Origin of the sequence: Methylococcus capsulatus, assembly GCF_036864975.1 — a bacterium.
In the GTDB taxonomy this organism is placed as follows: domain Bacteria; phylum Pseudomonadota; class Gammaproteobacteria; order Methylococcales; family Methylococcaceae; genus Methylococcus.
In genome coordinates, this window is record NZ_CP104311.1 from 1,512,486 (window position 1) to 1,533,852 (window position 21,367).

Annotated in this window: 18 protein-coding genes; 15 read left to right on the plus strand and 3 right to left on the minus strand. The window is 64.1% G+C overall.

The window, feature by feature from the left end; translation table 11 throughout:
• The first annotated feature begins 12 nt into the window (after positions 1–12).
• Genes accD through N4J17_RS07485 form a run of 7 tightly spaced genes read left to right on the plus strand, consistent with a single transcriptional unit; the run spans position 13 to position 7,723 of the window.
• Positions 13–993, plus strand: coding sequence for an acetyl-CoA carboxylase, carboxyltransferase subunit beta (gene accD / locus N4J17_RS07455; protein WP_198322692.1), 981 nt, complete (start codon positions 13–15; stop codon positions 991–993).
• Between the two features lie 3 nt (positions 994–996).
• Positions 997–2,277, plus strand: a complete 1,281-nt coding sequence (folC, locus tag N4J17_RS07460; protein WP_338457676.1) for a bifunctional tetrahydrofolate synthase/dihydrofolate synthase — start codon at positions 997–999, stop codon at positions 2,275–2,277.
• A gap of 8 nt (positions 2,278–2,285) precedes the next feature.
• Positions 2,286–3,086, plus strand: coding sequence for an SPOR domain-containing protein (locus N4J17_RS07465; RefSeq protein WP_198322693.1), 801 nt, complete (start codon positions 2,286–2,288; stop codon positions 3,084–3,086).
• Between the two features lie 3 nt (positions 3,087–3,089).
• The gene (locus N4J17_RS07470) at positions 3,090–3,623 is read left to right on the plus strand and encodes a CvpA family protein (RefSeq protein ID WP_198322694.1); all 534 of its coding nucleotides are present in this window, start codon (positions 3,090–3,092) and stop codon (positions 3,621–3,623) included.
• Positions 3,624–3,658: 35 nt separating this feature from the next.
• The gene (gene purF / locus N4J17_RS07475) at positions 3,659–5,167 is read left to right on the plus strand and encodes an amidophosphoribosyltransferase (RefSeq protein ID WP_198322695.1); all 1,509 of its coding nucleotides are present in this window, start codon (positions 3,659–3,661) and stop codon (positions 5,165–5,167) included.
• A gap of 45 nt (positions 5,168–5,212) precedes the next feature.
• A complete protein-coding gene (locus N4J17_RS07480) occupies positions 5,213–6,364 on the plus strand; it encodes an O-succinylhomoserine sulfhydrylase (protein ID WP_232470425.1) in 1,152 nt (383 codons plus the stop codon).
• Positions 6,365–6,394: 30 nt separating this feature from the next.
• The gene (locus N4J17_RS07485) at positions 6,395–7,723 is read left to right on the plus strand and encodes a UDP-glucose dehydrogenase family protein (RefSeq protein ID WP_198322697.1); all 1,329 of its coding nucleotides are present in this window, start codon (positions 6,395–6,397) and stop codon (positions 7,721–7,723) included.
• On the opposite strand, the gene N4J17_RS07490 is transcribed toward N4J17_RS07485, so the two are convergent.
• On the minus strand, positions 7,720–8,676 hold the full coding sequence (locus N4J17_RS07490) for a histone deacetylase family protein (RefSeq protein WP_198322698.1): 957 nt from the start codon (positions 8,674–8,676) through the stop codon (positions 7,720–7,722). The genes N4J17_RS07485 and N4J17_RS07490 overlap by 4 nt on opposite strands.
• Positions 8,677–8,952: 276 nt before the next feature.
• Between N4J17_RS07490 and acnB the strand changes: the two genes are divergently transcribed.
• Positions 8,953–11,529, plus strand: a complete 2,577-nt coding sequence (gene acnB, locus N4J17_RS07495) for a bifunctional aconitate hydratase 2/2-methylisocitrate dehydratase (protein ID WP_198322699.1) — start codon at positions 8,953–8,955, stop codon at positions 11,527–11,529.
• Positions 11,526–12,362: a ferritin-like domain-containing protein gene (locus tag N4J17_RS07500; RefSeq protein ID WP_198322700.1), complete on the plus strand. Its 837-nt coding sequence runs from the start codon at positions 11,526–11,528 to the stop codon at positions 12,360–12,362. Before acnB ends, N4J17_RS07500 begins: the two co-directional genes overlap by 4 nt.
• Here N4J17_RS07500 and ispG read toward each other — a convergent pair.
• Positions 12,359–13,582 (minus strand): flavodoxin-dependent (E)-4-hydroxy-3-methylbut-2-enyl-diphosphate synthase, encoded by a 1,224-nt coding sequence (gene ispG, locus N4J17_RS07505; RefSeq protein WP_198322701.1) that lies wholly within the window; start codon positions 13,580–13,582, stop codon positions 12,359–12,361. The genes N4J17_RS07500 and ispG overlap by 4 nt on opposite strands.
• Positions 13,583–13,833: 251 nt before the next feature.
• On the opposite strand from ispG, the gene N4J17_RS07510 reads away from it, so the two are divergent.
• The 6 genes from N4J17_RS07510 to ribA all read left to right on the plus strand — a co-directional run bounded on the left by N4J17_RS07510 (position 13,834) and on the right by ribA (position 21,014).
• On the plus strand, positions 13,834–14,127 hold the full coding sequence (locus tag N4J17_RS07510; RefSeq protein ID WP_198322702.1) for a hypothetical protein: 294 nt from the start codon (positions 13,834–13,836) through the stop codon (positions 14,125–14,127).
• Positions 14,128–14,255: 128 nt separating this feature from the next.
• Positions 14,256–14,513, plus strand: a complete 258-nt coding sequence (locus N4J17_RS07515) for an OadG family protein (protein WP_198322703.1) — start codon at positions 14,256–14,258, stop codon at positions 14,511–14,513.
• Between the two features lie 22 nt (positions 14,514–14,535).
• On the plus strand, positions 14,536–16,332 hold the full coding sequence (oadA, locus tag N4J17_RS07520) for a sodium-extruding oxaloacetate decarboxylase subunit alpha (protein WP_198322704.1): 1,797 nt from the start codon (positions 14,536–14,538) through the stop codon (positions 16,330–16,332).
• 13 nt (positions 16,333–16,345) lie between these two features.
• On the plus strand, positions 16,346–17,473 hold the full coding sequence (locus N4J17_RS07525; protein ID WP_198322705.1) for a sodium ion-translocating decarboxylase subunit beta: 1,128 nt from the start codon (positions 16,346–16,348) through the stop codon (positions 17,471–17,473).
• A gap of 158 nt (positions 17,474–17,631) precedes the next feature.
• Positions 17,632–19,671, plus strand: a complete 2,040-nt coding sequence (locus N4J17_RS07530) for a thioredoxin domain-containing protein (protein WP_198322706.1) — start codon at positions 17,632–17,634, stop codon at positions 19,669–19,671.
• A gap of 128 nt (positions 19,672–19,799) precedes the next feature.
• Positions 19,800–21,014 carry a GTP cyclohydrolase II gene (ribA, locus tag N4J17_RS07535; RefSeq protein ID WP_198322707.1) on the plus strand — a complete coding sequence of 405 codons (1,215 nt, stop codon included), beginning with the start codon at positions 19,800–19,802 and terminating at the stop codon, positions 21,012–21,014.
• On the opposite strand, the gene N4J17_RS07540 is transcribed toward ribA, so the two are convergent.
• Positions 20,982–21,218: a hypothetical protein gene (locus tag N4J17_RS07540; protein ID WP_198322708.1), complete on the minus strand. Its 237-nt coding sequence runs from the start codon at positions 21,216–21,218 to the stop codon at positions 20,982–20,984. The two genes, ribA and N4J17_RS07540, sit on opposite strands and share 33 nt — an antisense overlap.
• Between the last annotated feature and the right edge of the window lie 149 nt (positions 21,219–21,367).

Consider the following 21,367-nt stretch of genomic DNA (forward strand, 5'->3'; position numbering starts at 1 on the left):
CCGAGAGAAATCATGACTTTGAGCTGGTTCCATAAACTCGTCCCTTCCAAGATCCGCACCGAGGCATCAACCAAGAGTACGGTGCCCGAGGGATTGTGGTGCAAGTGCCCGAGCTGTAATGCGATCCTGTACAAGTCGGAAGTCGAGCGCAATCTCGAGGTTTGTCCGAAGTGTTCGCATCACATGCGCATTTCCGCACGCAAGCGTCTTCACCTGTTTCTCGATCCGGGCAACCGGCTGGAAATCGGTGAAGGACTGGCACCCCAGGACCCGCTCAAATTCAAGGATAGTAAGAAGTACAAGGACCGTTTGCTGCAGGCGCAGAAAGCGACCGGCGAAAAGGATGCGCTGATCGTGGTGGCCGGTCAGCTGCTGGGTCTGCCCGTCGTGGCGGGAGCCTTCAATTTCGAGTTCATGGGCGGCTCCATGGGCTCGGTGGTCGGCGAACGTTTCGTGCGCGGCGTCAACCACAGCCTCGAGCATGGTGCGCCATTCGTCGTTTTCAGCGCCAGCGGCGGCGCCCGTATGCAGGAATCGCTGCTGTCGCTATTCCAGATGGCCAAGACCAGCGCCGCTCTGGCGCGCTTGTCCAAGGCGAGGATTCCGTTCATTTCCGTCCTGACCGATCCGACCATGGGCGGGGTTTCGGCCAGCTTTGCCATGCTGGGCGATATCAACATCGCCGAACCGGGCGCCCTGATCGGTTTCGCCGGTCCCCGCGTGATCGAGCAGACGGTGCGGGAGAAACTTCCGGAAGGCTTCCAGCGCAGCGAATTCCTGCTCGAACACGGCGCCATCGACATGATTGTTGACCGCCGCGATCTGCGGGAGCGCATCGCCGCGCTGCTGGCGCTTTTGACTCGGGACGGCCGGGCTGGCGTCGCTCCCGCCGCGCCGAAGGCGCCGCTGCCGGCGATCGGGGAGGGCGGCGGCGAGGGCGATCTGGCCCGCTATCTTTCCGCGTTGCCGGTGGACGACCCGGAAGCCGAATAGCTGATGCGCTTCTCGACTCTCGGGGAGTGGCTGTCTTGGCAGGAGACCCTGCACCCCCAGGCCATTGATCTGGGTCTGGAACGGGTTCGCAGGGTTTACCGCGCACTCAATCCGGCTCAGGACCGGCCTTTCACCGTCACCGTCGGCGGTACCAACGGCAAGGGCTCTTGCGTCGCAGCGCTGGACACCATCCTGCGCCGGGCCGGTTATCGTGTCGGCGCCTATACCTCGCCCCACATCCTGCGCTACAACGAACGCATCTGCATAGGCGGGATGCCAGTCGAGGACGCGGCCATCTGCGCTTCCTTCGATCGCATCGAAGCGGTGCGCGGCGATACGACGCTGAGTTTCTTCGAGTTCGGCACGCTGGCGGCGCTGGACATCTTCCGCCGCGCCGGACTCGATGCGCAGATCCTCGAGGTCGGTCTCGGCGGGCGGCTCGATGCCGTGAACATCGTCGATGCCGACGCCGCGCTGATCGCCAGTATCGGCATCGACCACGAGGAATGGCTGGGGGGAACCCGCGAGGCCATCGGCCTGGAAAAGGCCGGTATCTTCCGGCCGGCGCGACCCTGTATTCTGGGTGATCCCGATGCTCCGGCCACGGTGTTGCGGCATGCGGAGGCGATCGGGGCGGACTTACTGATACAGGGGCGCGATTTTTCCTTCCGGCGGGAAGACGACGGCTGGATCTGGTACGGACGCGGCGAAACCCACACGGCGCTGCCCGAGCCTTGTCTGCGGGGCGATCATCAGTATTTCAACATGTCTGCGGTGCTGCAGGTGATCGAGGCCATCCGGCCCCGGCTTCCGGTACCGGAAGCCGCCGTTCGGGCGGGACTGGCCAGCGTCCATTTGCCGGGGCGGTTCCAGATCCTGGAAGGCGGCCCCACAGTGCTGCTTGACGTCGCCCACAATCCCCATGCGGTGCATGTGCTCACGGAGTTTCTGCGGCAGTTCAAGCAAGGACGCCCGGTGCACGCGGTATTCGCCATGATGCGCGACAAGGACATCCGTGGCGTGGTCGAGTGCATCCGCGATCTGGTGGATGACTGGTATCTCGCGCCGTTGCAACTGCCGCGCGCCGCGACACCGGAAATCCTGCTGCCGGTGTTCTCGGCGCTCGGCGTGAGTCGTGTGCAACAGGGCTTCGCGGATGCCGCCGAGGCGTTTGCAAGGGTCCGCCGAAATGCCGAGAATGAATCGATCATTCTGGTGTTCGGCTCCTTTTTCCTGGTCGCCGAGTATCTGGCCCGAAGCCAAGCCAACCCTTCCAAAGTTTGAGGAAACCTATGGATGAACAGTTGAAACAACGGCTGATCGGCGCAACGGTCATCGTCGCGTTCGCCGTGATTTTCGTGCCGATGCTGTTCGACGAGAAGCCGGACGGGCCGTCTCGCCCGGAAGTGGCCGAAATTCCGCCGATGCCCAAGGATATGGAGGAGCAGCCGGTCGAACTGCCCCGCTCGGTGGACGAGGTCGAAACCGTCGAGCCGGTGGAGGCCGAAGGAGCGGACCGCATCATTCCGGTTACGGGTGGCGAAAACGGTGCCGGAGGGGAGAGTGCGGCGCCGCCTTCGCCAAAGCGCGGTGTGGTGGCGCAGCAGGAGAAAGCCGGCCAGCCGGTCGAGCCGGAAGAGGTGCCGGCCGAGGGGGTCGTCGAGGAGGATATGGCGCCCGTGGAAGCGGCCCCGACGGTGAAACCCACGGCCAGGCCATCTGCAGCGAAGAAACCCCCCGTGGCAACCGCTGCGCCGGTTGACAAGATAAGCAGGCCCCCGGTGAAGGCGATACCGGCCGAACCGCCGGCCCGCAAGCCGGAAATCACGCCGCTGGCGGTACCGGCCGCGACGGCCTGGCTGGTACAGGCCGGAAGCTTCGTCGAAGAGGCCAATGCCAAGGCGCTGGTCGAGAAGCTGCGCCAGAACAAGCTGTCCGCCTACGCCGAAACCATTCACGGTAGCACCGGCAAGGTGACCTACCGCGTCCGGATCGGGCCCGAACCCGACAAGGCCAAGGCCGAGCAGGCACTGCGCCAGCTCGAGGCGGTCGCCGGCATCCGTGGCTATCTGGTGCCATCCCGCGCCCGCTAGGCGATGTTGCCGCAGGTCGGGCCGGCCACGGCGGTCGCGGGTGATTTGACCTGGGCCGATTATCTCATCATCGCGGTGATGGGCTTGTCCGCACTGGTCGGCTTGGTCCGCGGCCTGGTGCGCGAAGTGTTCTCGCTGGCGGTCTGGGCCGCGGCGATCTGGCTGGGGTTGCTTCTCAGCCCGGATCTGGCGGTCCATCTTGAAACCCTGATTTCGGTGCCCTCGCTGCGGCTCGGTATGGCTTTCGTGGCCATCTTCCTGGTCAGCCTGATGGTGGGCGGTTTCACCGGTTTTCTGCTCGGCCGGCTGGTGACAGGCACCGGTCTGGGGGGCACCGACCGGCTGGCCGGGCTGGTGTTCGGGCTGGCACGCGGCGTGCTGTTAGTATCGGTCATGGTGCTCCTGGCCGGTTTTACTCCACTGCCACGGGACCCCTGGTGGCGGGAGTCGCGCCTCATTCCACCGTTTCAGTCCATGGCGCTGTGGATCAAGACGCTGCTGCCGGCTGAAATCGCAGGCCAGGTGGCCTATCCTTAATACCCCTTCGTTCAATCGCTTTACAGGTTCAGGCTATGTGCGGAATTGCCGGTATCGTTTCCAACGATGAGGTCAATCAGGAACTGTACGAGGCGCTCACTGTGCTTCAGCATCGCGGTCAGGATGCCGCCGGTATCGTGACTTGCGAGAGGGAGCGGCTGCATCTGCGCAAGGAGAGCGGTCTGGTGCGTGATGTGTTCCACACCCGCCATATGGTGGAGCTGAAGGGCACGATGGGCATCGGCCACGTGCGTTATCCCACCGCCGGCTGTTCCAGCACCGCCGAAGCGCAGCCGTTCTACGTCAATTCCCCTTACGGCATCTCGCTCGCCCACAATGGCAATCTGACCAATGCGGCCCTGCTCAAACGCGAGCTGTTCCGACAGGATCAGCGCCATATCAACACCGATTCGGATTCGGAGGTCCTGCTCAACGTCTTCGCCCATGAAATGCAGGGCATCGGTAAGCTGCGGGTATCGCCGGACGATGTGTTCCGGGCCGTTTCCGCGGTGCATCGGCGCTGCCGCGGTGCCTATGCCGTGGTGGCGATGGTCACCGGATTCGGTGTCGTCGGCTTCCGTGATCCCCATGGCATCCGCCCGCTGGTTTTCGGCGAGCGCGAGGGGCGGCTCGGCAAGGAATACATGATCGCTTCCGAGAGCGTGGCCCTGGACGTGCTCGGCTTCGAGCTGGTACGGGATGTGGCGCCCGGCGAGGCGGTCCTGATCGAGAAGGACGGCACCCTGCATACCCGCCAGTGCGCCGAACACGTCATCTATTCTCCCTGCATCTTCGAGTTCGTCTATTTCGCCCGGCCGGACTCCATCATCGACGACATCTCCGTCTACAAAGCCCGGCTGCGCATGGGCGACAAGCTGGCCGACAAGATTCTCAGGGAGCGTCCCGAGCACGACATCGACGTCGTCATCCCCATCCCGGACACCAGTCGTACCTCGGCGTTGCAGCTTGCCAACCGGCTGGGAGTGAAATACAGCGAGGGCTTCATCAAGAACCGTTACATCGGCCGCACCTTCATCATGCCAGGGCAGACTCTGCGCAAGAAGTCGGTGCGGCAGAAGCTCAACGCCATCGATCTGGAGTTCAAGGGCAAGAATGTGCTGCTGGTGGATGATTCCATCGTGCGTGGTACCACCTCGACCCAGATCATCCAGATGGCCCGTGATGCCGGCGCCCGTAAGGTGTATTTTGCCTCGGCCTCGCCGCCGGTGCGCTACCCCAACGTCTATGGCATCGACATGCCGGCAGTCGAGGAACTGATCGCTCACGGCCGGACCGACGAACAGGTACGGGAAGCGCTGGGCGCGGACTGGCTGATCTATCAGGATCTGGCTGACCTGGTCGAGTCGGTGCAGCGAGGCAATCCGTCGATCCCGCGGTTCGACACCTCCTGCTTCGACAAGGACTACGTCACCGGCGACATCGACCAGGACTATCTGGATCGCCTGAGCGAGCACCGGTCGGACCATGCCAAAGCCAGGCGTGAAGCAGCCGCGACCGCGATCGATCTTTACAACACCGTCTGAAGGAGCTAGGGAGCCGTGGACGATCTGAACTGGAACGAATTCGCCATGGAGACCCGCGCCGTGCGCGCCGGGCAGCGCCGGACCATGGAGCAGGAACATGCGGAACCGATCTTCGCCACTTCCAGCTACGTCTTCGGTAGCGCGGCGGAAGCGGCCGCGCGCTTCGCCGGCGCGGCGCCGGGCAATATTTATTCGCGTTTCACCAACCCGACGGTGCGTACCTTCGAGGAACGGTTGGCGGCGCTGGAAGGCGGAGAGCGCTGCGTCGCGGTCGGGTCTGGCATGGCCGCCATCGCCAGTACCGCGTTCGGGCTGTTGAAAGCGGGTGATCATGTGGTGTGCTCGCGCGCCGTTTTCGGCAACACCACCCTGCTATTCCAGAACTTTCTCGCCAAATTCGGGGTGCCGACCACTTTCGTTGGTCTCACCGATTACGCAGGCTGGGAAGCGGCCATCCGCCCCGAGACCCGCTTCCTGTTCCTGGAAACGCCCTCCAATCCGTTGACCGAAATCGCCGATATCCCCCGGCTTGCGGAGATCGCCCACGCCGGCGGCTGCCTGCTGGTGGTGGACAACTGCTTCTGTACCCCGGCCCTGCAAAGGCCGCTGGCTTTGGGCGCGGACATCGTGATCCATTCGGCCACCAAGTACCTGGACGGCCAGGGCCGCTGCGTGGGGGGGGCGATCGTCGGTGCGCGCGATCTGCTCGACGCCGAGATCTATCCTTTTCTGCGTACCGGAGGTCCCGCAATGAGCCCCTTCAATGCCTGGGTGTTCCTCAAAGGATTGGAGACGCTGGGACTCAGGATGAAAGCCCATTGTGAGAATGCGCTCGGTCTGGCCCGCTGGCTGGAGGCGCAGCCCTGGGTCGAGCGGGTGCATTACCCTGGACTTGCCAGCCATCCCCAGCACGAACTCGCCGCCCGTCAGCAGTCGGGCTTCGGCGGCATTGTCAGTTTCGAGGTCAAGGGCGGACAGGAAGCCGCCTGGCGTCTGATCGACAGCACCCGGCTGCTGTCGATCACCGGCAATCTGGGGGATGCCAAGACCACCATCACCCATCCAGCAACCACGACCCACGGCCGTTTGAGTCCGGAAGCCAGGATCGCGGCCGGCATCGGCGACGGCCTGGTACGCATCGCGGTAGGCCTGGAGAACCTCGCCGACATTCAGGCCGATCTGGCCCGCTTCGCCTAAAGTCTTTTTTCACCTTTCCAAGGAGACGGTATGAAAGTCACTATCTTTGGTTCCGGCTATGTCGGACTGGTCACCGGTGCCTGTCTGGCCGAAGTCGGCAATGACGTGGTCTGTGTCGACATCGACGCCGGCAAGATCGAACGCCTCAACCGAGGAGAGGTACCGATCTATGAGCCCGGCCTCGACGCCATCACCAAACGGAACATGGCCGCCGGCCGCCTGCAGTTCACCACCGATGTCGAGCTCGGCGTGAGCCATGGCCTGTTCCAGTTCATTGCCGTCGGCACACCGCCGGACGAGGATGGCTCGGCCGATCTGCAATACGTGCTGGCGGTGGCGCGCAGTATCGGCGAGCGGATGCGGGAATACCGGATCGTCGTCAACAAGTCCACCGTACCGGTGGGGACGGCGGACAAAGTGCACAGGGTCGTGAGCGAAGTATTGGCCCGGCGCGGTATGGTCATCGAGTTCGACGTGGTCTCCAACCCGGAATTCCTCAAGGAGGGTGCGGCCATCGAGGACTTCATGAAGCCGGACCGGATCGTGGTCGGCACCGACAACCCGCGCACCACTGAGCTGCTGCGCGCCCTCTATGCCCCGTTCAACCGTAGCCACGACCGCATGGTGTGCATGGACATCCGCTCCGCCGAGCTGACCAAGTATGCCGCCAATGCCATGCTGGCCACCAAGATCAGCTTCATGAACGAGTTGGCCAACCTCGCCGAGCGGCTCGGCGCGGACATCGAGAAGGTCCGCGTCGGGATCGGTTCCGATCCCCGCATCGGCTACCACTTCATCTATCCCGGATGCGGCTATGGCGGTTCTTGTTTCCCCAAGGATGTCAAGGCCCTGGAGCGCACCGCCCGCGATGCCGGCTATCCCGCCGAGTTGCTGCAGGCGGTGGAAGCCGTGAACGACCGTCAGAAAGAAAAGCTGTTCGAGAAGATCAGTGCGTATTTCCAGGGCGATCTGGCCGGCAAGACCATCGCCGTCTGGGGGCTGGCCTTCAAGCCGAACACCGACGACATGCGCGAAGCACCCAGCCGCACCCTGATGGAAGCGCTGTGGCGGTCGGGGGCGAAGGTGCGGGCGTTCGATCCCGTGGCGCAGGAGGAAGCCCATCGCATCTACGGCGAGCGGGCGGACCTCATTCTGTGCGATTCGCCGGAATCGGCCCTGCAAGGCGCCGATGCGCTGGCGGTGGTCACCGAATGGAACGTGTTCCGGAGCCCTGATTTCGACGAAATCAGGCAGACCCTCACACGCCCCGCCGTCTTCGACGGCCGCAACATCTACGATCCGGCGTACATGAAGGCGCAGGGCTTCGATTATTTCGCCATCGGGCGAGGTTCGGTCTAGCCTGCCGCTGCAGCCACGAACTCAGGGCGGGGGAGAAGCAGCGCCCGGACATGGGCCGCGACGCTGCGGCCCAGGGCCGGCAAGGCGTAGCCGCCTTCGAGCGCGGACACAATACGGCCACCGGCATGGCGGTCCGCCAGCTTCATGAGTTCCGCCGTGATCCAGCCGTAGTCGTCCTCGGTGAGTGCCAGATCCGCCAGCGGGTCGTCGCGGTGGGCGTCGAAGCCGGCGGAAATCAGGATCAGCTCGGGGCAGAAGCGGTCGATGGCGGGCAGAGCGGTAGCCGTGACGGCCTCGCGGTAGGCCGCGGAGTCCGTGCCCGCTGGGAGAGGGATGTTGACCAGGTTGCCGACGCCGGTTTCCATTGCGCTGCCCGTGCCCGGATACCACGGATACTGGTGGGTCGAGACATACAGGACCGCCGGATTGCGCCTGAACGCGGCCTGGGTGCCGTTGCCGTGGTGCACGTCGAAATCCACGATGGCAACGCGTTGCAAACCGTGGTTGGCGAGGGCGTGGGCGGCGGCGATGGCGATGTTGTTGAAGAGGCAGAAGCCCATGGCTGCGTCCGGTTCGGCGTGATGTCCCGGCGGACGCACCGCGCAGAAGGCGTTGCGCGCCCGTTTCCCTATCACCTCGTCCACCGCCAGGCACACCGCACCGACTGCGTGCAGGGCGGCTTCCCCCGATTCCGGGGAGACCACGGTGTCGGCATCGACGAAGTGATGGCCGGTTCGCGGAATCGCGGCGAACACCCGTTCGATGTGCCCTCTGGAATGGACCAGTTCGAGCCGGGAGGGCTCGGCACGGGGGGCCTCGAGACGCCGCAGACCCCGGAATTCCGGAGCGGCCAGCGCGCTTTCGATGGCGGCAAGGCGGACCGAGCCCTCTGGATGGCCGGGGCCGGTGTCATGGCGGAGAAAGAGCGGATGGCTGATGTAGAGCGTCGTCATGGTGGTTACCTGCCGTTTCGGCTGGGTTATTCCATATAATAGCCTCAATATTTCCCGCCCACTTCCAGATGCCCTGCGGACTCACGGCCCGGTGGAGCCCGGCTACGGCTGCTACGGGAGTCGTGATGCCGGCATCCGGCCCACAGGGATGTGTCAGGCCCGTGTCGTCTATGACTTCCGGGCTCCGGCATTTCCTGCCGGAGCGACGTTGCTTTGCCGTAGCCGATTGTCTAGAAGGGCGGGCCGATTCCTTTTACTTCATGACCGGGGTTTAACATGCTGACCGAATACCGAGAGCACGTGGCCGAACGTGCCGCCCAAGGCCTCGTGCCCAAGCCGCTGACTGCCGAACAGACCGCCGCCCTGGTGGAATTGCTGAAGGCGCCGCCCGCCGGCGAAGAAGCGTTTCTGCTCGATCTCCTGAGCAACCGCGTGCCGGCCGGAGTGGATGAAGCGGCTTACGTGAAGGCGGGTTTTCTTGCGGCCGTCGCCCGGGGGGAGGCGGTTTCCCCGATCCTATCGCCCCGACAGGCCACCGAACTGCTCGCCACCATGCTGGGCGGCTACAATGTCGCGCCGCTGATCGAGCTGCTGGATCATTCCGAACTGGCCCCGGTTGCGGCGCACGGCCTGTCCCGTACGCTGCTCATGTTCGACGCCTTCCACGACGTACAGGTCAAAGCGGAAGCGGGCAATGTTCATGCCCAGGCCGTATTGCGTGCCTGGGCGGACGCCGAGTGGTTCACTTCCCGTCCGGAAGTGCCAGGGAAGTTGACCGTGACCGTGTTCAAGGTAGCGGGCGAGACCAATACCGACGACCTCTCGCCGGCTCAGGACGCCTGGTCACGGCCGGACATCCCGCTGCACGCTAAATCCATGCTGAAGGTGCCGCGCGAGGGGATTTACGATGCCGAAGCGCAGATCGCCGAACTCAAAACCAAGGGTTTCCCGGTGGCCTATGTGGGCGACGTGGTCGGGACCGGCTCGTCGCGCAAGTCCGCCACCAATTCCTTACTCTGGTATATCGGCGAAGACATTCCCCACGTTCCCAATAAACGTCAGGGCGGGGTCTGTATCGGCGGCAAGATCGCGCCGATCTTCTTCAACACCTTGGAAGATTCGGGTGCCCTGCCGATCGAATGCGACGTCACCGCCATGCGGATGGGCGATGTGATCGACATCTATCCCTATGAAGGGGTGGTGCGGAACCGCGAGAGCGGGGTCGAACTGTGCCGGTTCACGCTCAAGACTGACATCCTGCTGGATGAGGTACGGGCCGGCGGGCGCATCAACCTGATCATCGGCCGCGGTCTGACCGACCGGGCGCGCAAGTCTCTGGGGCTGCCGCCTTCCGAAGTCTTCCGCCGTCCCAGGGCGCCGACCGAGACTGGAAAAGGCTATACCCTGGCGCAGAAGATCGTAGGCAAGGCCTGCGGGGTGGCCGGAATCCGGCCCGGCACCTACTGCGAGCCGGTGATGACCACGGTGGGTTCACAGGACACGACTGGCCCGATGACCCGGGACGAGCTGAAAGATCTGGCCTGCCTCGGCTTTTCGGCCGACCTGGTGCTGCAGTCGTTCTGCCACACCTCCGCCTATCCCAAGCCGGTCGATGTCGAGACCCACCACACCCTCCCGGACTTCATCATGAATCGGGGCGGCGTGTCGCTGCGGCCGGGTGATGGCATCATCCATTCCTGGCTCAACCGCATGCTGTTGCCGGACACGGTGGGCACCGGCGCCGATTCCCACACCCGCTTCCCGATCGGTATTTCCTTTCCCGCCGGTTCGGGTTTGGTGGCCTTCGCCGCCGCCACCGGCGTGATGCCGCTGGACATGCCGGAATCGGTGCTGGTGCGCTTCAAGGGCGAGATGCAGCCCGCCATCACCCTGCGCGATCTGGTGCATGCGATTCCCTACGTCGCGCTGCAGCGGGGGCTGTTGACGATCGAGAAGCAGGGTAAAAAGAATGTATTCTCCGGTCGCATCCTGGAGATCGAGGGACTGCCGGATCTCAAGGTCGAGCAGGCCTTCGAGTTGGCGGATGCCTCCGCCGAACGTTCGGCCGCCGCCTGCACCATCAAGCTTAACCGCGCGCCGATCGAGGAATACCTCCATTCCAACATCACCCTGCTGCGCTGGATGATTGCCGAGGGCTACGGTGACGCGCGCACCCTAAGACGGCGCATCGCGGCGATGGAAGCCTGGCTGGCCGATCCGCAATTGCTGGAAGCGGACCCGGACGCCGAGTACGCCGAAGTGATCGAGATCGACCTGAACCAGATCACCGAACCGCTGTTGTGCTGTCCGAACGATCCGGACGACGTCAAGCCGCTGTCGCAGGTCGCCGGGACTCACATCGATGAAGTCTTCCTCGGCTCCTGCATGACCAACATCGGGCATTTCCGCGCCGCCGGCAGGTTGCTGGAAGCTTTCGGCAAGCCCACGCCGACCCGGTTGTGGATCGCCCCGCCCACCCGCATGGATCAGGCTCAGCTCACCGAGGAAGGCTACTACGCCACCTATGGCAAGGCCGGCGCCCGCACCGAAATGCCCGGCTGTTCATTGTGCATGGGCAATCAGGCGCGGGTGGCCGACAACGCCACGGTGGTGTCCACCTCCACCCGCAATTTCCCCAACCGCCTCGGTGCCGGCGCCCAGGTATTCCTGGCCTCGGCCGAACTGGCGGCGGTCTGCTCCATTCTGGGCCGGATTCCGAGCGTGGAGGAGTACATGGCCTATGCCGGCAAGATCGGAGAGAAAGCGGCCGATACTTACCGCTACCTGAACTTCGACCAGACGCCGGCCTATGCCGAGCGAGCGGCGAAAGTGAAAGACCTGGAAATGGCATGAGGGGGGCCGGGTCCGGGAACATCTGGGCTTATGCCGAGCATTGCCTCGGCTCGCCCGAGGTCGAAACCAAATTGGCGGTATCCCATGAGGCCTGGCGGGCCTGCCGCGCGGATGAACTCGATTTCGGAATCGAAGACGAGCCGCTGCCGACCCGCTTCGCCCGTTTTCCCGACCGCCCGCCGCGGGTCGATCCGCGCGACCTGCCGCGCCGCGGCATCAACACCGTGGACGGCCGGGTGGCGCTATTGCACGCGGTGGCCCATATCGAGTTCAGCGCGATCCAGCTGGCGTGGGATCATCTCTACCGATTCCGCGGGCTGCCGCAGGATTATTACCGTGATTGGCTGCGGGTGGCTGCGGAGGAGGCGGAACACTTCGCCCAGGTGCGGGAGCGGCTGCGCGAACTCGGAGCCGATTACGGGGATCTGCCCGCACACGGCGGGTTGTGGAGCATCGCGGAAGAAACGGCTTACGACGTCGCCGCCCGCATGGCGCTGGTGCCGCGCTTCATGGAGGCGCGGGGGCTGGACGTGACGCCGGGCATGATCGAGCGGCTGCGGCAGGCGGGGGATGCACGCAGCGTCGCAGTACTCGAACGCATCCTGCATGACGAGGTCGGGCACGTGGCCCTGGGTTCGCGCTGGTTTCAGTGGATTTGCGCTCAGCGCGGGATCGATCCGGAAGTTGAGTATTTCACTCTCGTGGAACGCCATCTGCGCGGCCAGGCGCGCGGACCGTTCAATCTCGAGCTGCGCAGGCGCGCGGGATTCAGCGACAGGGAGCTCGAACGCCTGGAGGCTTCCAGCGCCCCCCGCCGATACTCCGGCGCCTAAGCTTCGGCCCGGTTGCTGTAGTGGGTCTCGATGTAGCGCTCGACCAGTTCTTGGAACTCCTCGGCGATGCGGTCACCCTTCAATGTCACCGTCTTCACGCCGTCCTCGAACACCGGGGCGACGGGCTGCTCGCCCGTGCCCGGCAGGCTGATGCCGATGTTGGCGTTCTTGCTTTCGCCCGGGCCGTTCACCACGCAACCCATGACGGCCACGTGCATGTCTTCCACCCCATGGTAGCGCTTGCGCCATTCCGGCATCTTGTGGCGCAGGTGCGACTGGATCTGCTGGGCCAGTTTCTGGAAATAGTCGCTGGTGGTGCGGCCGCAGCCGGGGCAGGAGATCACCATGGGGGTGAACGATCGCAATCCCATGGTCTGCAGGATTTCCTGGGCGACGATGACCTCTAGGCTGCGGTCGGCGCCGGGCTCGGGGGTGAGCGATATCCGGATGGTGTCGCCGATGCCCTGCTGCAGCAGTACGGACAGCGCGGCCGTGGAGGCGACGATGCCCTTGGAACCCATCCCGGCTTCGGTCAGCCCCAGGTGCAAGGCATAGTCACAGCGGCTGGACAGGGCTTCGTAGACCGAGATCAGCTCCTGCACACCGCTCATCTTGCACGACAGCACGATGCGGTCCTTGAGCAGCCCCAGATTCTGAGCCTTTTCCGCGCTTTCGAGCGCCGAGGTGATCACGGCTTCGCGCATCACTTCCGGCAACGGCCGTGGCTCGGCGAGCCGGGCGTTCTCATCGAGCAGACGGGCCAGTACCGACTGGTCCAGGCTGCCCCAATTGACGCCGATGCGGACCGGTTTGTCATAGCGGCAGGCGAACTCGATCATCTGGGCGAACTGGGGGTCGCGCTTGGAGCCTCGGCCGACGTTGCCCGGATTGATACGGAACTTGCCCAGCGCCTCGGCGCAGGCGGGGTACTTTTCCAGCAGTTTGTGGCCGTTGAAGTGGAAGTCGCCGACCAGCGGCACGTTGCAGTCCAGGCGGTCCAGTTCTTCCCGGATGCGTGGCACGGCGTCCGCGGCTTCTTCGTTGTTGACGGTGAGGCGCACCAGTTCCGAACCGGCCCGGGCCAGGTCGATGACCTGGCGGACGGTTCCCGCCACGTCGGCAGTGTCGGTGTTGGTCATGGACTGGACCACGACGGGCGCGCCGCCCCCGATCTGTACCGAACCGACGCGCACGCCGACAGTCTGTTTGCGATTCATCATGCGTTACCTGATAGAGATGGGAGTCAACTGGATGATTCTACCAGTTGACGCGTTTACAGCTAATTTCCTAGTTCCTTACTCGGGTGTCAATCCCCGCTTGTCGTCGCCTACGGGGGTCGAAAAGACCGTGTCCAGTCCGCTGCGGCGAGGCAGGCGGGCGTGTCGCGTTTCACAGCCGAGCGCCCGCCGCGAGTGGCGTGGATTCGTCGAATCCGGTTTAATCGCGCTTTTCTCGTTTCGAGGACGAACGTATGGACCTGGCGACCAAGGTGATGATTTTGAGAATTCTGGTGGTTTTCGCCGCCGCCCTGCTCCTGATCGGCGTGATCGTCAGTCTGATCAAGCCCAAGTGGGTGCTGTTCTGGGCGAAAAATCCGGATCGGCTGACGGCGGCGATGGCGGTGTCGACGATCGCTATGCTGCTGTTCATGGCAAGTTGGACCGGGATCGCCAAGCTGACGCTCAAGCCGAAGGAGCCGCAGCAGCGTCATGAAGAGGCGCGGGGTTCGAGGGACGAGCAGAACATGCTCCAGCTCAACCGATAGCGCCCGAAGACGCCTTCCGCTGCTGCCGAATTCACATCATGGGCAGGGCCGGCGGGCGGTGCAGTTCGACTTTCCCGCCGGAGCGCTTTATCATTCCGGCGTTTTGTCGCTAACCTGAAACTTCCCCCATGGAATCGTCGATCCCAGAGCTCTTGCTGGCCGGGAGCAGGCTCATGCTCATCGGTATGACCATCGTGTTCCTGTTTCTGGCTCTGCTGGTGGGAGTCATCCACGTGACTTCGCGGCTGATCGGCCGTTATTCGCCGGACGAGCCGGTCGCCCTCAAGCCCGCGGGCGCCATACCCGTCAGGAGTGCCGGAGGGGAGGACGAAGCGGAGATCGTCGCCGCGATCACGGCGGCGATCCACCGTTACCAGAACAAGTAAGGCACATCTAAGGAGTTTTTGCATGGCAACCCCCTTGGGCATCACTGACGTCGTCCTGCGTGATGCACATCAGTCTCTGCTGGCCACCCGCCTTCGTCTCGAGGATATGCTGCCGATCTGTCCCAAGCTGGACAAGGCCGGCTTCTGGTCGCTGGAGGCTTGGGGCGGTGCGACCTTCGATGCCTGCATCCGTTATCTGGGCGAAGACCCCTGGGTGCGCCTGAAGACGCTGAAGAAGGCTTTGCCGAACACCCGTCTGCAGATGTTGCTGCGGGGCCAGAATCTACTGGGCTATCGCCACTACGCGGACGATGTGGTGGAGAAATTCGTGGAACGCTCGGCCGAAAACGGGGTCGATGTGTTCCGCATCTTCGATGCGCTCAACGACCTCCGCAACTTCGAAAAGGCCATCCGCGCGACCATAGCCATGGGCAAACACGCCCAGGGCACCATTTCGTATACCGTGAGCCCCGTGCACACGATCGACATGTGGGTCGATCTGTCCAAGCGTCTGGAGGACATGGGTGCCCATTCGATCTGTATCAAGGACATGGCGGGCTTGCTCAAGCCTTATGTCGCCGAGGAGCTGGTCGGCCGTCTCAAGCAGGAAGTCGGCGTGCCGATCCACATGCAGTGCCATGCGACCACGGGTTTGAGCACGGCCGCCATCGTGAAGGCGGTCGAGGCCGGTATCGATAACGTCGACACCGCGATTTCGTCCATGAGCATGACCTACGGCCACAGTCCAACGGAGGCGGTCGTGGCGATCTTCCAGGGACACGAGCGTGATACCGGCCTGGACATCCGGCTGTTGGAGGAAATCGCGGCCTATTTTCGCGAGGTCCGGAAAAAGTACGCCAAGTTCGAGGGTAGCCTGAAAGGGGTGGACAGCCGCATTCTGGTGGCCCAGGTGCCCGGTGGTATGCTCACCAACATGGAAAGTCAGCTCAAGGAGCAGGGGGCGCTGGATCGCTTCGACGAAGTGATGCAGGAGATACCCAAGGTCCGCGAGGATCTGGGCTTCATCCCGCTGGTCACGCCGACCTCGCAGATCGTCGGCACCCAGGCCGTCCTCAACGTGCTCGCCGGTGAACGCTACAAGACCATCACCAAGGAGACCGCAGGCGTCCTGCGGGGCGAGTATGGTGCCACCCCGGCACCCGTCAATGCCGAATTGCAGGCCCGGGTCTTGAAGGGGGACAAGCCCATCACCTGCCGTCCCGCCGATCTGCTCGAGCCGGAACTGAAGAAGCTGACCGACGAATTGAAGCGCCTGGCCCGGGAGCACGGAGTCAAGCTGTCCTCCCCGCAGGTCGAAGACGTGCTGATCTACGCGCTGTTCCCCCAGGTCGGCTGGCGGTTCCTGCAGAACCGGGGCAATCCGGCGGCCTTCGAGCCACCGCCCGGCACCGAGCCCGCCGCGCCGGTGGCCGAGGTCACCGGCGCGACCGCGGCGCCCGATGGCGCCAGGCTCTATACCGTCACGGTCAACGGCCGCAGTTATCAGGTCGAGGTGGCCCCGGGCGGCAGCATCGGGGCGATTCATCCGACGACCGGTGCCGCTTCGCCGTCCGCGGCAGCGCAGATCCTCGCCGCGCGGGCCGTCAGCGAGTCGGTCAATGCGCCGATGGCGGGGCATGTGTTGCGCATCAACGTCACCGAGGGACAGAAGGTCGCCGAAGGCCAGGTGGTCGTCGTCATGGAGGCCATGAAAATGGAGACCGAAGTGAGGGCGCGCAGCGGCGGCGTCGTGGTGGGTATCGCCGTCAAGCCGGGCGATACCGTCAATACCGGCGACGTGCTGGTCACGCTGGGCTGAGGCGGGCTGGTCCATGAACGGATTCGTCGAATTGTGGAGCAGCACCGGTCTGTCCAATTTCCAGTGGGGACAGGTGGTCATGATGACGGTGGGGTTCCTGCTCATCTACCTCGCCATCCGTAAAGGCTTTGAGCCTTTATTGCTGCTTCCCATCGGCTTCGGCGCGGTGCTCAGCAACATCCCGGTGGCCGGCATCGCCGAAGAAGGCGGGCTGCTCTCGTATCTGTATTTCGGCATCAAGTCCGGGATATTCCCGCTGCTGATCTTCATGGGTGTGGGGGCCATGACCGATTTCGGTCCCATGCTGGCCAACCCCAAGACCCTGCTGTTGGGGGCGGCCGCACAGTTCGGTATCTTTGGCACCCTGTTCGGCGCGTTGGCACTGAACTTGGTGCCTGGCCTGCAGTTCGGTTTCAGGGATGCGGCCGCCATCGCCATCATCGGCGGGGCCGACGGCCCGACCGCCATCTACGTGGCATCCAGGCTTGCGCCGGACCTGCTCGGCGCCATCGCCGTCGCGGCCTATTCATATATGGCTTTGGTGCCGCTGATCCAGCCCCCCATCATGCGCGCCTTGACCACGCCGGAAGAGCGCCTGATCGAAATGTCGCAACTGCGCGTGGTGGGCAAGACCGAGAAAATCATTTTCCCGGTGGTATTGTTGATCCTGACCGCTCTGCTGCTGCCCTCGGCCGCGCCTTTGATCGGCATGTTCTGCCTCGGCAATCTGATGCGTGAATGCGGTGTGGTCGAACGCCTGAGCAAGACCTCCCAGAATGAGCTGATCAACATCGTTACCATTTTTCTGGGGCTTTCGGTCGGTTCCAAGCTCAGTGCCCATGCTTTCCTTCGCCCGGAGACCCTGGGAATCCTGGTGCTCGGTGCCATCGCATTCAGCTTCGGTACGGCCGCCGGGGTGCTGATGGCGAAGCTGATGAACCGCTTCACTCTGCACAAGATCAACCCCCTGATCGGCGCGGCCGGCGTCTCCGCCGTGCCGATGTCGGCACGGGTGGCCAACAAAGTGGGCCAGGAGAGCAATCCTCACAACTTCCTCCTGATGCACGCCATGGGTCCGAACGTGGCCGGCGTCATCGGCTCCGCCGTGGCGGCGGGTGTGCTGCTGGCGCTGGTGCAATAAGCCATCCGACCGCCCGGTCCTCTGGCGGGGGAGAGTCCGGTTTGGTCCGCCAGACTTCGCCAAGGGAGGGACACGGACTTTTGAATCCCAGCGGGATACTCGGGAATAATGCGGAACTGGTACACTGGGGCTCCCTATTTCCGTGAGGCCGCCTTAGCATGCTCGACTCACAGCGTTCCAACCGCCTGGCAGGCGAAACCAGTCCTTACCTGCTGCAGCATGCACACAATCCGGTGGACTGGTATCCCTGGGGGCCGGAGGCACTGGAAGAAGCCCGGCGCTCCGACCGGCCGATCCTGCTGTCCATTGGCTATTCCGCCTGTCACTGGTGCCATGTCATGGCGCACGAGTCTTTCGAAGACGAGGCGACGGCGGAAGTCATGAACCGGTTGTTCGTCAACATCAAGGTGGATCGGGAGGAGCGACCCGATCTCGACCGCATCTATCAGAGCGTCCACCAGATGTTGTCGCGCCGTGGTGGTGGCTGGCCGCTCACGGTATGTCTGAACCCTCACGATCTGGTGCCTTTCTTCACGGGCACTTATTTTCCCAAGGAGCCGCGCTACAACATGCCGGCCTTCGTGTCCGTACTGCACCAACTGGCTGCTTTCTATGCCGAACACCGGGGCGACCTTGCCCGGAACGGTCAGGTGTTGCGCGAGGCCCTGGAGGCCATGGGCCGCGAACACAGCGGTACCGTGCGGCTGGATGTTGGACTGCTGGCGCACGCGCACCAGGCGCTGCGAACGAATTTCGATGCCGCCCACGGTGGCTTCGGCGGTGCGCCCAAGTTCCCGCATACGTCCAACCTCGAATTCCTGCTGCGCTCGGACGGCGAAGGGTTCGACATGGTCCGCAAGACGCTCGACAGCATGGCCTGCGGCGGCATTTACGATCATCTCGGCGGCGGCTTCGCCCGCTATTCGGTGGACGAGCGCTGGGAGATTCCGCATTTCGAGAAGATGCTCTATGACAACGGCCCGTTGCTCGAGCTGTATGCGCGAATGGCTGTCTACACTGGAGAACCGCTCTATGCCGCCGTCGCGACCGACACCGCCGAATGGGTGATCCGCGAGATGCAGTCGCCGGAAGGCGGCTATTACGCGGCGCTCGATGCGGATTCGGAGGGCAGGGAGGGCAGGTTTTACGTCTGGGATCGCCGTGAGATCCAGGGGCTGCTGTCCGCAGATGAGTACCTTGTGTTTTCCGGTCGTTATGGGCTGGATGGGCCGCCGAATTTCGAGGGCCATTGGCATTTGCGCATTGCCCGGTCTCTGGAAGCCGTCGCGGCGGATTGCGCGAAGACCGGCGACGAGGTGGCGGGGCTGCTCGAATCGGCCAGGGCCTGCCTGCGTCAGGCAAGAGAGCAGCGGGTCCGGCCCGGCAGGGACGAGAAGATCATCGCCGCGTGGAACGGCCTCATGATCCGAGGTATGACCGTGGCCGGCCGCCTGCTGGAGCGAGAAGAATTCAAGGACTCCGCGGACCGGGCGTTTGGGTTCGTGCGCCGGGCCATGGATGTCGGGGGCCGGCTGATGTCGGTCTACAAGGACGGGCGCGCGCGGTTCGACGCCTATCTCGACGACTACGCCTTCCTGCTGGACGCCGCTCTGGAGCTGTTGCAGACGCGTTGGTGTACGGGCGACCTGGCGTGGGCGGTCAGCCTGGCCGACCGGTTGCTGGAGCGCTTCCAGGATACCGAGTATGGCGGATTCTTCTTCACCGCCACCGACCATGAAGCGCTCATTCAGCGCCCCAAGCCCTGGATGGACGAGTCCATGCCGTCCGGCAACGGCATCGCAATCCGTGCGCTGCTCCGGCTCGCTGGTTTGACCGGAGACCTGAGGTATGCCGAGGCGGCCGAACGGGGATTGCAGGCGGCGAGCGGTGCCATGGCCAGATACCCCCACGCCCATGGGGCCTTGATGAACGCGGCGCGGGAATGGTTCGTTCCGCCGCCGCTGGTCATCCTGCGGGGCGAAGGTGAAGCGCTGCGGCCTTGGTGTGCCAAGGCCCGTGAAATCGCTCCCGAAGCCCTGGTCTATGCCATTCCACCCGACGCGGCCGGGTTGCCGCCGGCGCTGGCGGCACGGGGGCCGGCGCCTCAGGGGCCGGTGGCCTATGTCTGCCGTGGGCGGGTCTGCGCAGCGCCGGTGGATTCCCTCGCTACCTTGACTGAAATCCTCGCGGCAGGCTGATTCCGCGCTCCCGCCTTGGCATGCGCCGCCAAACTTGTGTATAAGCGTAGATTTTCACCTTGAGCGCGCTTTCCGGAGTTTGGTTCCGGTGCCGTTCAGCCGCTCTCTTTTCGGAATCCACCGCCTGCATGAAAACCCGGACTTCCTCCGTCGTTCACGAACTCGTCAGCACCCGCCTTCCCAACCGATTCGGCGATTTCATCATCCATTGCTACGGCGGCGCTCAGGACGGCAAGCAGCATCTGGCTTTGGTGAAAGGCGAGGTACGGGGTCGGGAGAACGTGCTGGCCCGTGTCCATTCCGAATGCCTGACCGGCGACGTGTTCGGTTCGCGCCGTTGCGACTGCGGCGAGCAGCTCGAGCTGGCGCTCCGAGCAATCGGCGCGGCGGAGTGCGGGGTGTTGCTGTATCTGCGCCAGGAAGGCCGCGGGATCGGCCTGGTGCAGAAGCTGCGGGCCTACAATCTGCAGGACGAAGGTCTGGATACGGTGGAGGCCAATCTGCGCCTGGGCCATCAGGCCGATGAGCGCGACTATTATGTCGCGGCCCGGATGCTGGAAGACCTCGACGTCAAGAGCGTGCGGCTGATGACCAACAATCCCAAGAAGCTCGACGAACTGCGTCGCTATGGCATCCCCATCGCCGCACGGGTGCCGATCGAAGCCCCCAGCCATCCGGAGAACGTCCGTTATCTCCGGGCCAAGGTCGAAAAAATGTCGCACATGCTGTCGTTCGAGCGGATACGGCCGCGCTTTGCGTTCCTCGATGCCCTGTGCGACCGCCTGGCCCAAGGCCCGGTTGCAGCAGGGCGGCCGTTCGTGACATTGAGCCGGGTCCAGAGTCTGGAGGGCGGGGAGGCAGAGACGACCGGGGGCGAGGCGTGCGAGCTGGCCGGTGCCCTGCGGGCCGTTCATGAGGGGGTGCTGACGGCGGCCGGTCCGGAGCTTCGGCTGGCATTATGCGGCGGCTCGAAACCACCACTCGGCTTCGCCGTGGCGGGTACGCCCGCGGCTGCCGGCGATGCCGTCGTGGTACCCGCCGATGCTCGGGGTGAAGCCGACCTTGCCGCAGTGCTGGCGGCCGTCCTTGGCCTGGGGGTCCGTTCGCTCCTGGTGGAGGGGGATGCCGCTTTGACCGGCCGTTTCCTCGACCCGGCACTGGCGGATTACTGCGTGATCACCGTGGTCCCCCAGTTCCAGGGCGGCCGCGGCAATGGCGGCACTGGACTTGCGTCCGTCCGGCTCGCCGATGGCGGCTGCCAGCCGCTGGGGCGTGATCTGGTTGTGTACGGCTCCTTGCGCGCCGGGGCATCAGAAGCGCCGGCAGTAACCCCCGCGGGTTGACTCCGGCCGGTCATAAAGGGCCAGGGCTTGGACCTTTGCCAGGCGTAGGGCGGCCCGGTCGCTGTACCATGCGCCGGATGCGGGATCCTGCCATTCGATCCGGTAGGAAGTCGCGGACGGCAGCTTGCGGCGTTTCCAGCCGCTGCCCCATAGTATCAGGAAGGTCTTGGCCTTGTGCAGGCGGCTTGCGGTGAGCGTGGTCATCGGCATGTCCTCCGGTCGTCGATGAAGGCGGGGCCGTTCCCTGGCGCGGTGGTCCTTGTCCGATATCCAGCATATCCCGTGCCGTTGGGCCCGAGCCTTGAGAATCCGAAGATGACGAGCTTTTGTGAGGGTTCCTCTGTGTTCCGTGC

Coding starts and splice junctions, on each gene's coding strand:
- oadA (WP_198322704.1), top strand. CDS start 14,536: ATGGCAACCCCCTTGGGCATCACTGACGTCGTCCTGCGTGATGCACAT.
- N4J17_RS07515 (WP_198322703.1), top strand. CDS start 14,256: ATGGAATCGTCGATCCCAGAGCTCTTGCTGGCCGGGAGCAGGCTCATG.
- N4J17_RS07480 (WP_232470425.1), top strand. CDS start 5,213: ATGGAGACCCGCGCCGTGCGCGCCGGGCAGCGCCGGACCATGGAGCAG.
- purF (WP_198322695.1), top strand. CDS start 3,659: ATGTGCGGAATTGCCGGTATCGTTTCCAACGATGAGGTCAATCAGGAA.
- N4J17_RS07470 (WP_198322694.1), top strand. CDS start 3,090: ATGTTGCCGCAGGTCGGGCCGGCCACGGCGGTCGCGGGTGATTTGACC.
- N4J17_RS07530 (WP_198322706.1), top strand. CDS start 17,632: ATGCTCGACTCACAGCGTTCCAACCGCCTGGCAGGCGAAACCAGTCCT.
- folC (WP_338457676.1), top strand. CDS start 997: ATGCGCTTCTCGACTCTCGGGGAGTGGCTGTCTTGGCAGGAGACCCTG.
- N4J17_RS07500 (WP_198322700.1), top strand. CDS start 11,526: ATGAGGGGGGCCGGGTCCGGGAACATCTGGGCTTATGCCGAGCATTGC.
- N4J17_RS07540 (WP_198322708.1), bottom strand. CDS start 21,218: ATGACCACGCTCACCGCAAGCCGCCTGCACAAGGCCAAGACCTTCCTG.
- ispG (WP_198322701.1), bottom strand. CDS start 13,582: ATGATGAATCGCAAACAGACTGTCGGCGTGCGCGTCGGTTCGGTACAG.
- N4J17_RS07485 (WP_198322697.1), top strand. CDS start 6,395: ATGAAAGTCACTATCTTTGGTTCCGGCTATGTCGGACTGGTCACCGGT.
- N4J17_RS07490 (WP_198322698.1), bottom strand. CDS start 8,676: ATGACGACGCTCTACATCAGCCATCCGCTCTTTCTCCGCCATGACACC.
- accD (WP_198322692.1), top strand. CDS start 13: ATGACTTTGAGCTGGTTCCATAAACTCGTCCCTTCCAAGATCCGCACC.
- N4J17_RS07465 (WP_198322693.1), top strand. CDS start 2,286: ATGGATGAACAGTTGAAACAACGGCTGATCGGCGCAACGGTCATCGTC.
- ribA (WP_198322707.1), top strand. CDS start 19,800: ATGAAAACCCGGACTTCCTCCGTCGTTCACGAACTCGTCAGCACCCGC.
- N4J17_RS07525 (WP_198322705.1), top strand. CDS start 16,346: ATGAACGGATTCGTCGAATTGTGGAGCAGCACCGGTCTGTCCAATTTC.
- acnB (WP_198322699.1), top strand. CDS start 8,953: ATGCTGACCGAATACCGAGAGCACGTGGCCGAACGTGCCGCCCAAGGC.
- N4J17_RS07510 (WP_198322702.1), top strand. CDS start 13,834: ATGGACCTGGCGACCAAGGTGATGATTTTGAGAATTCTGGTGGTTTTC.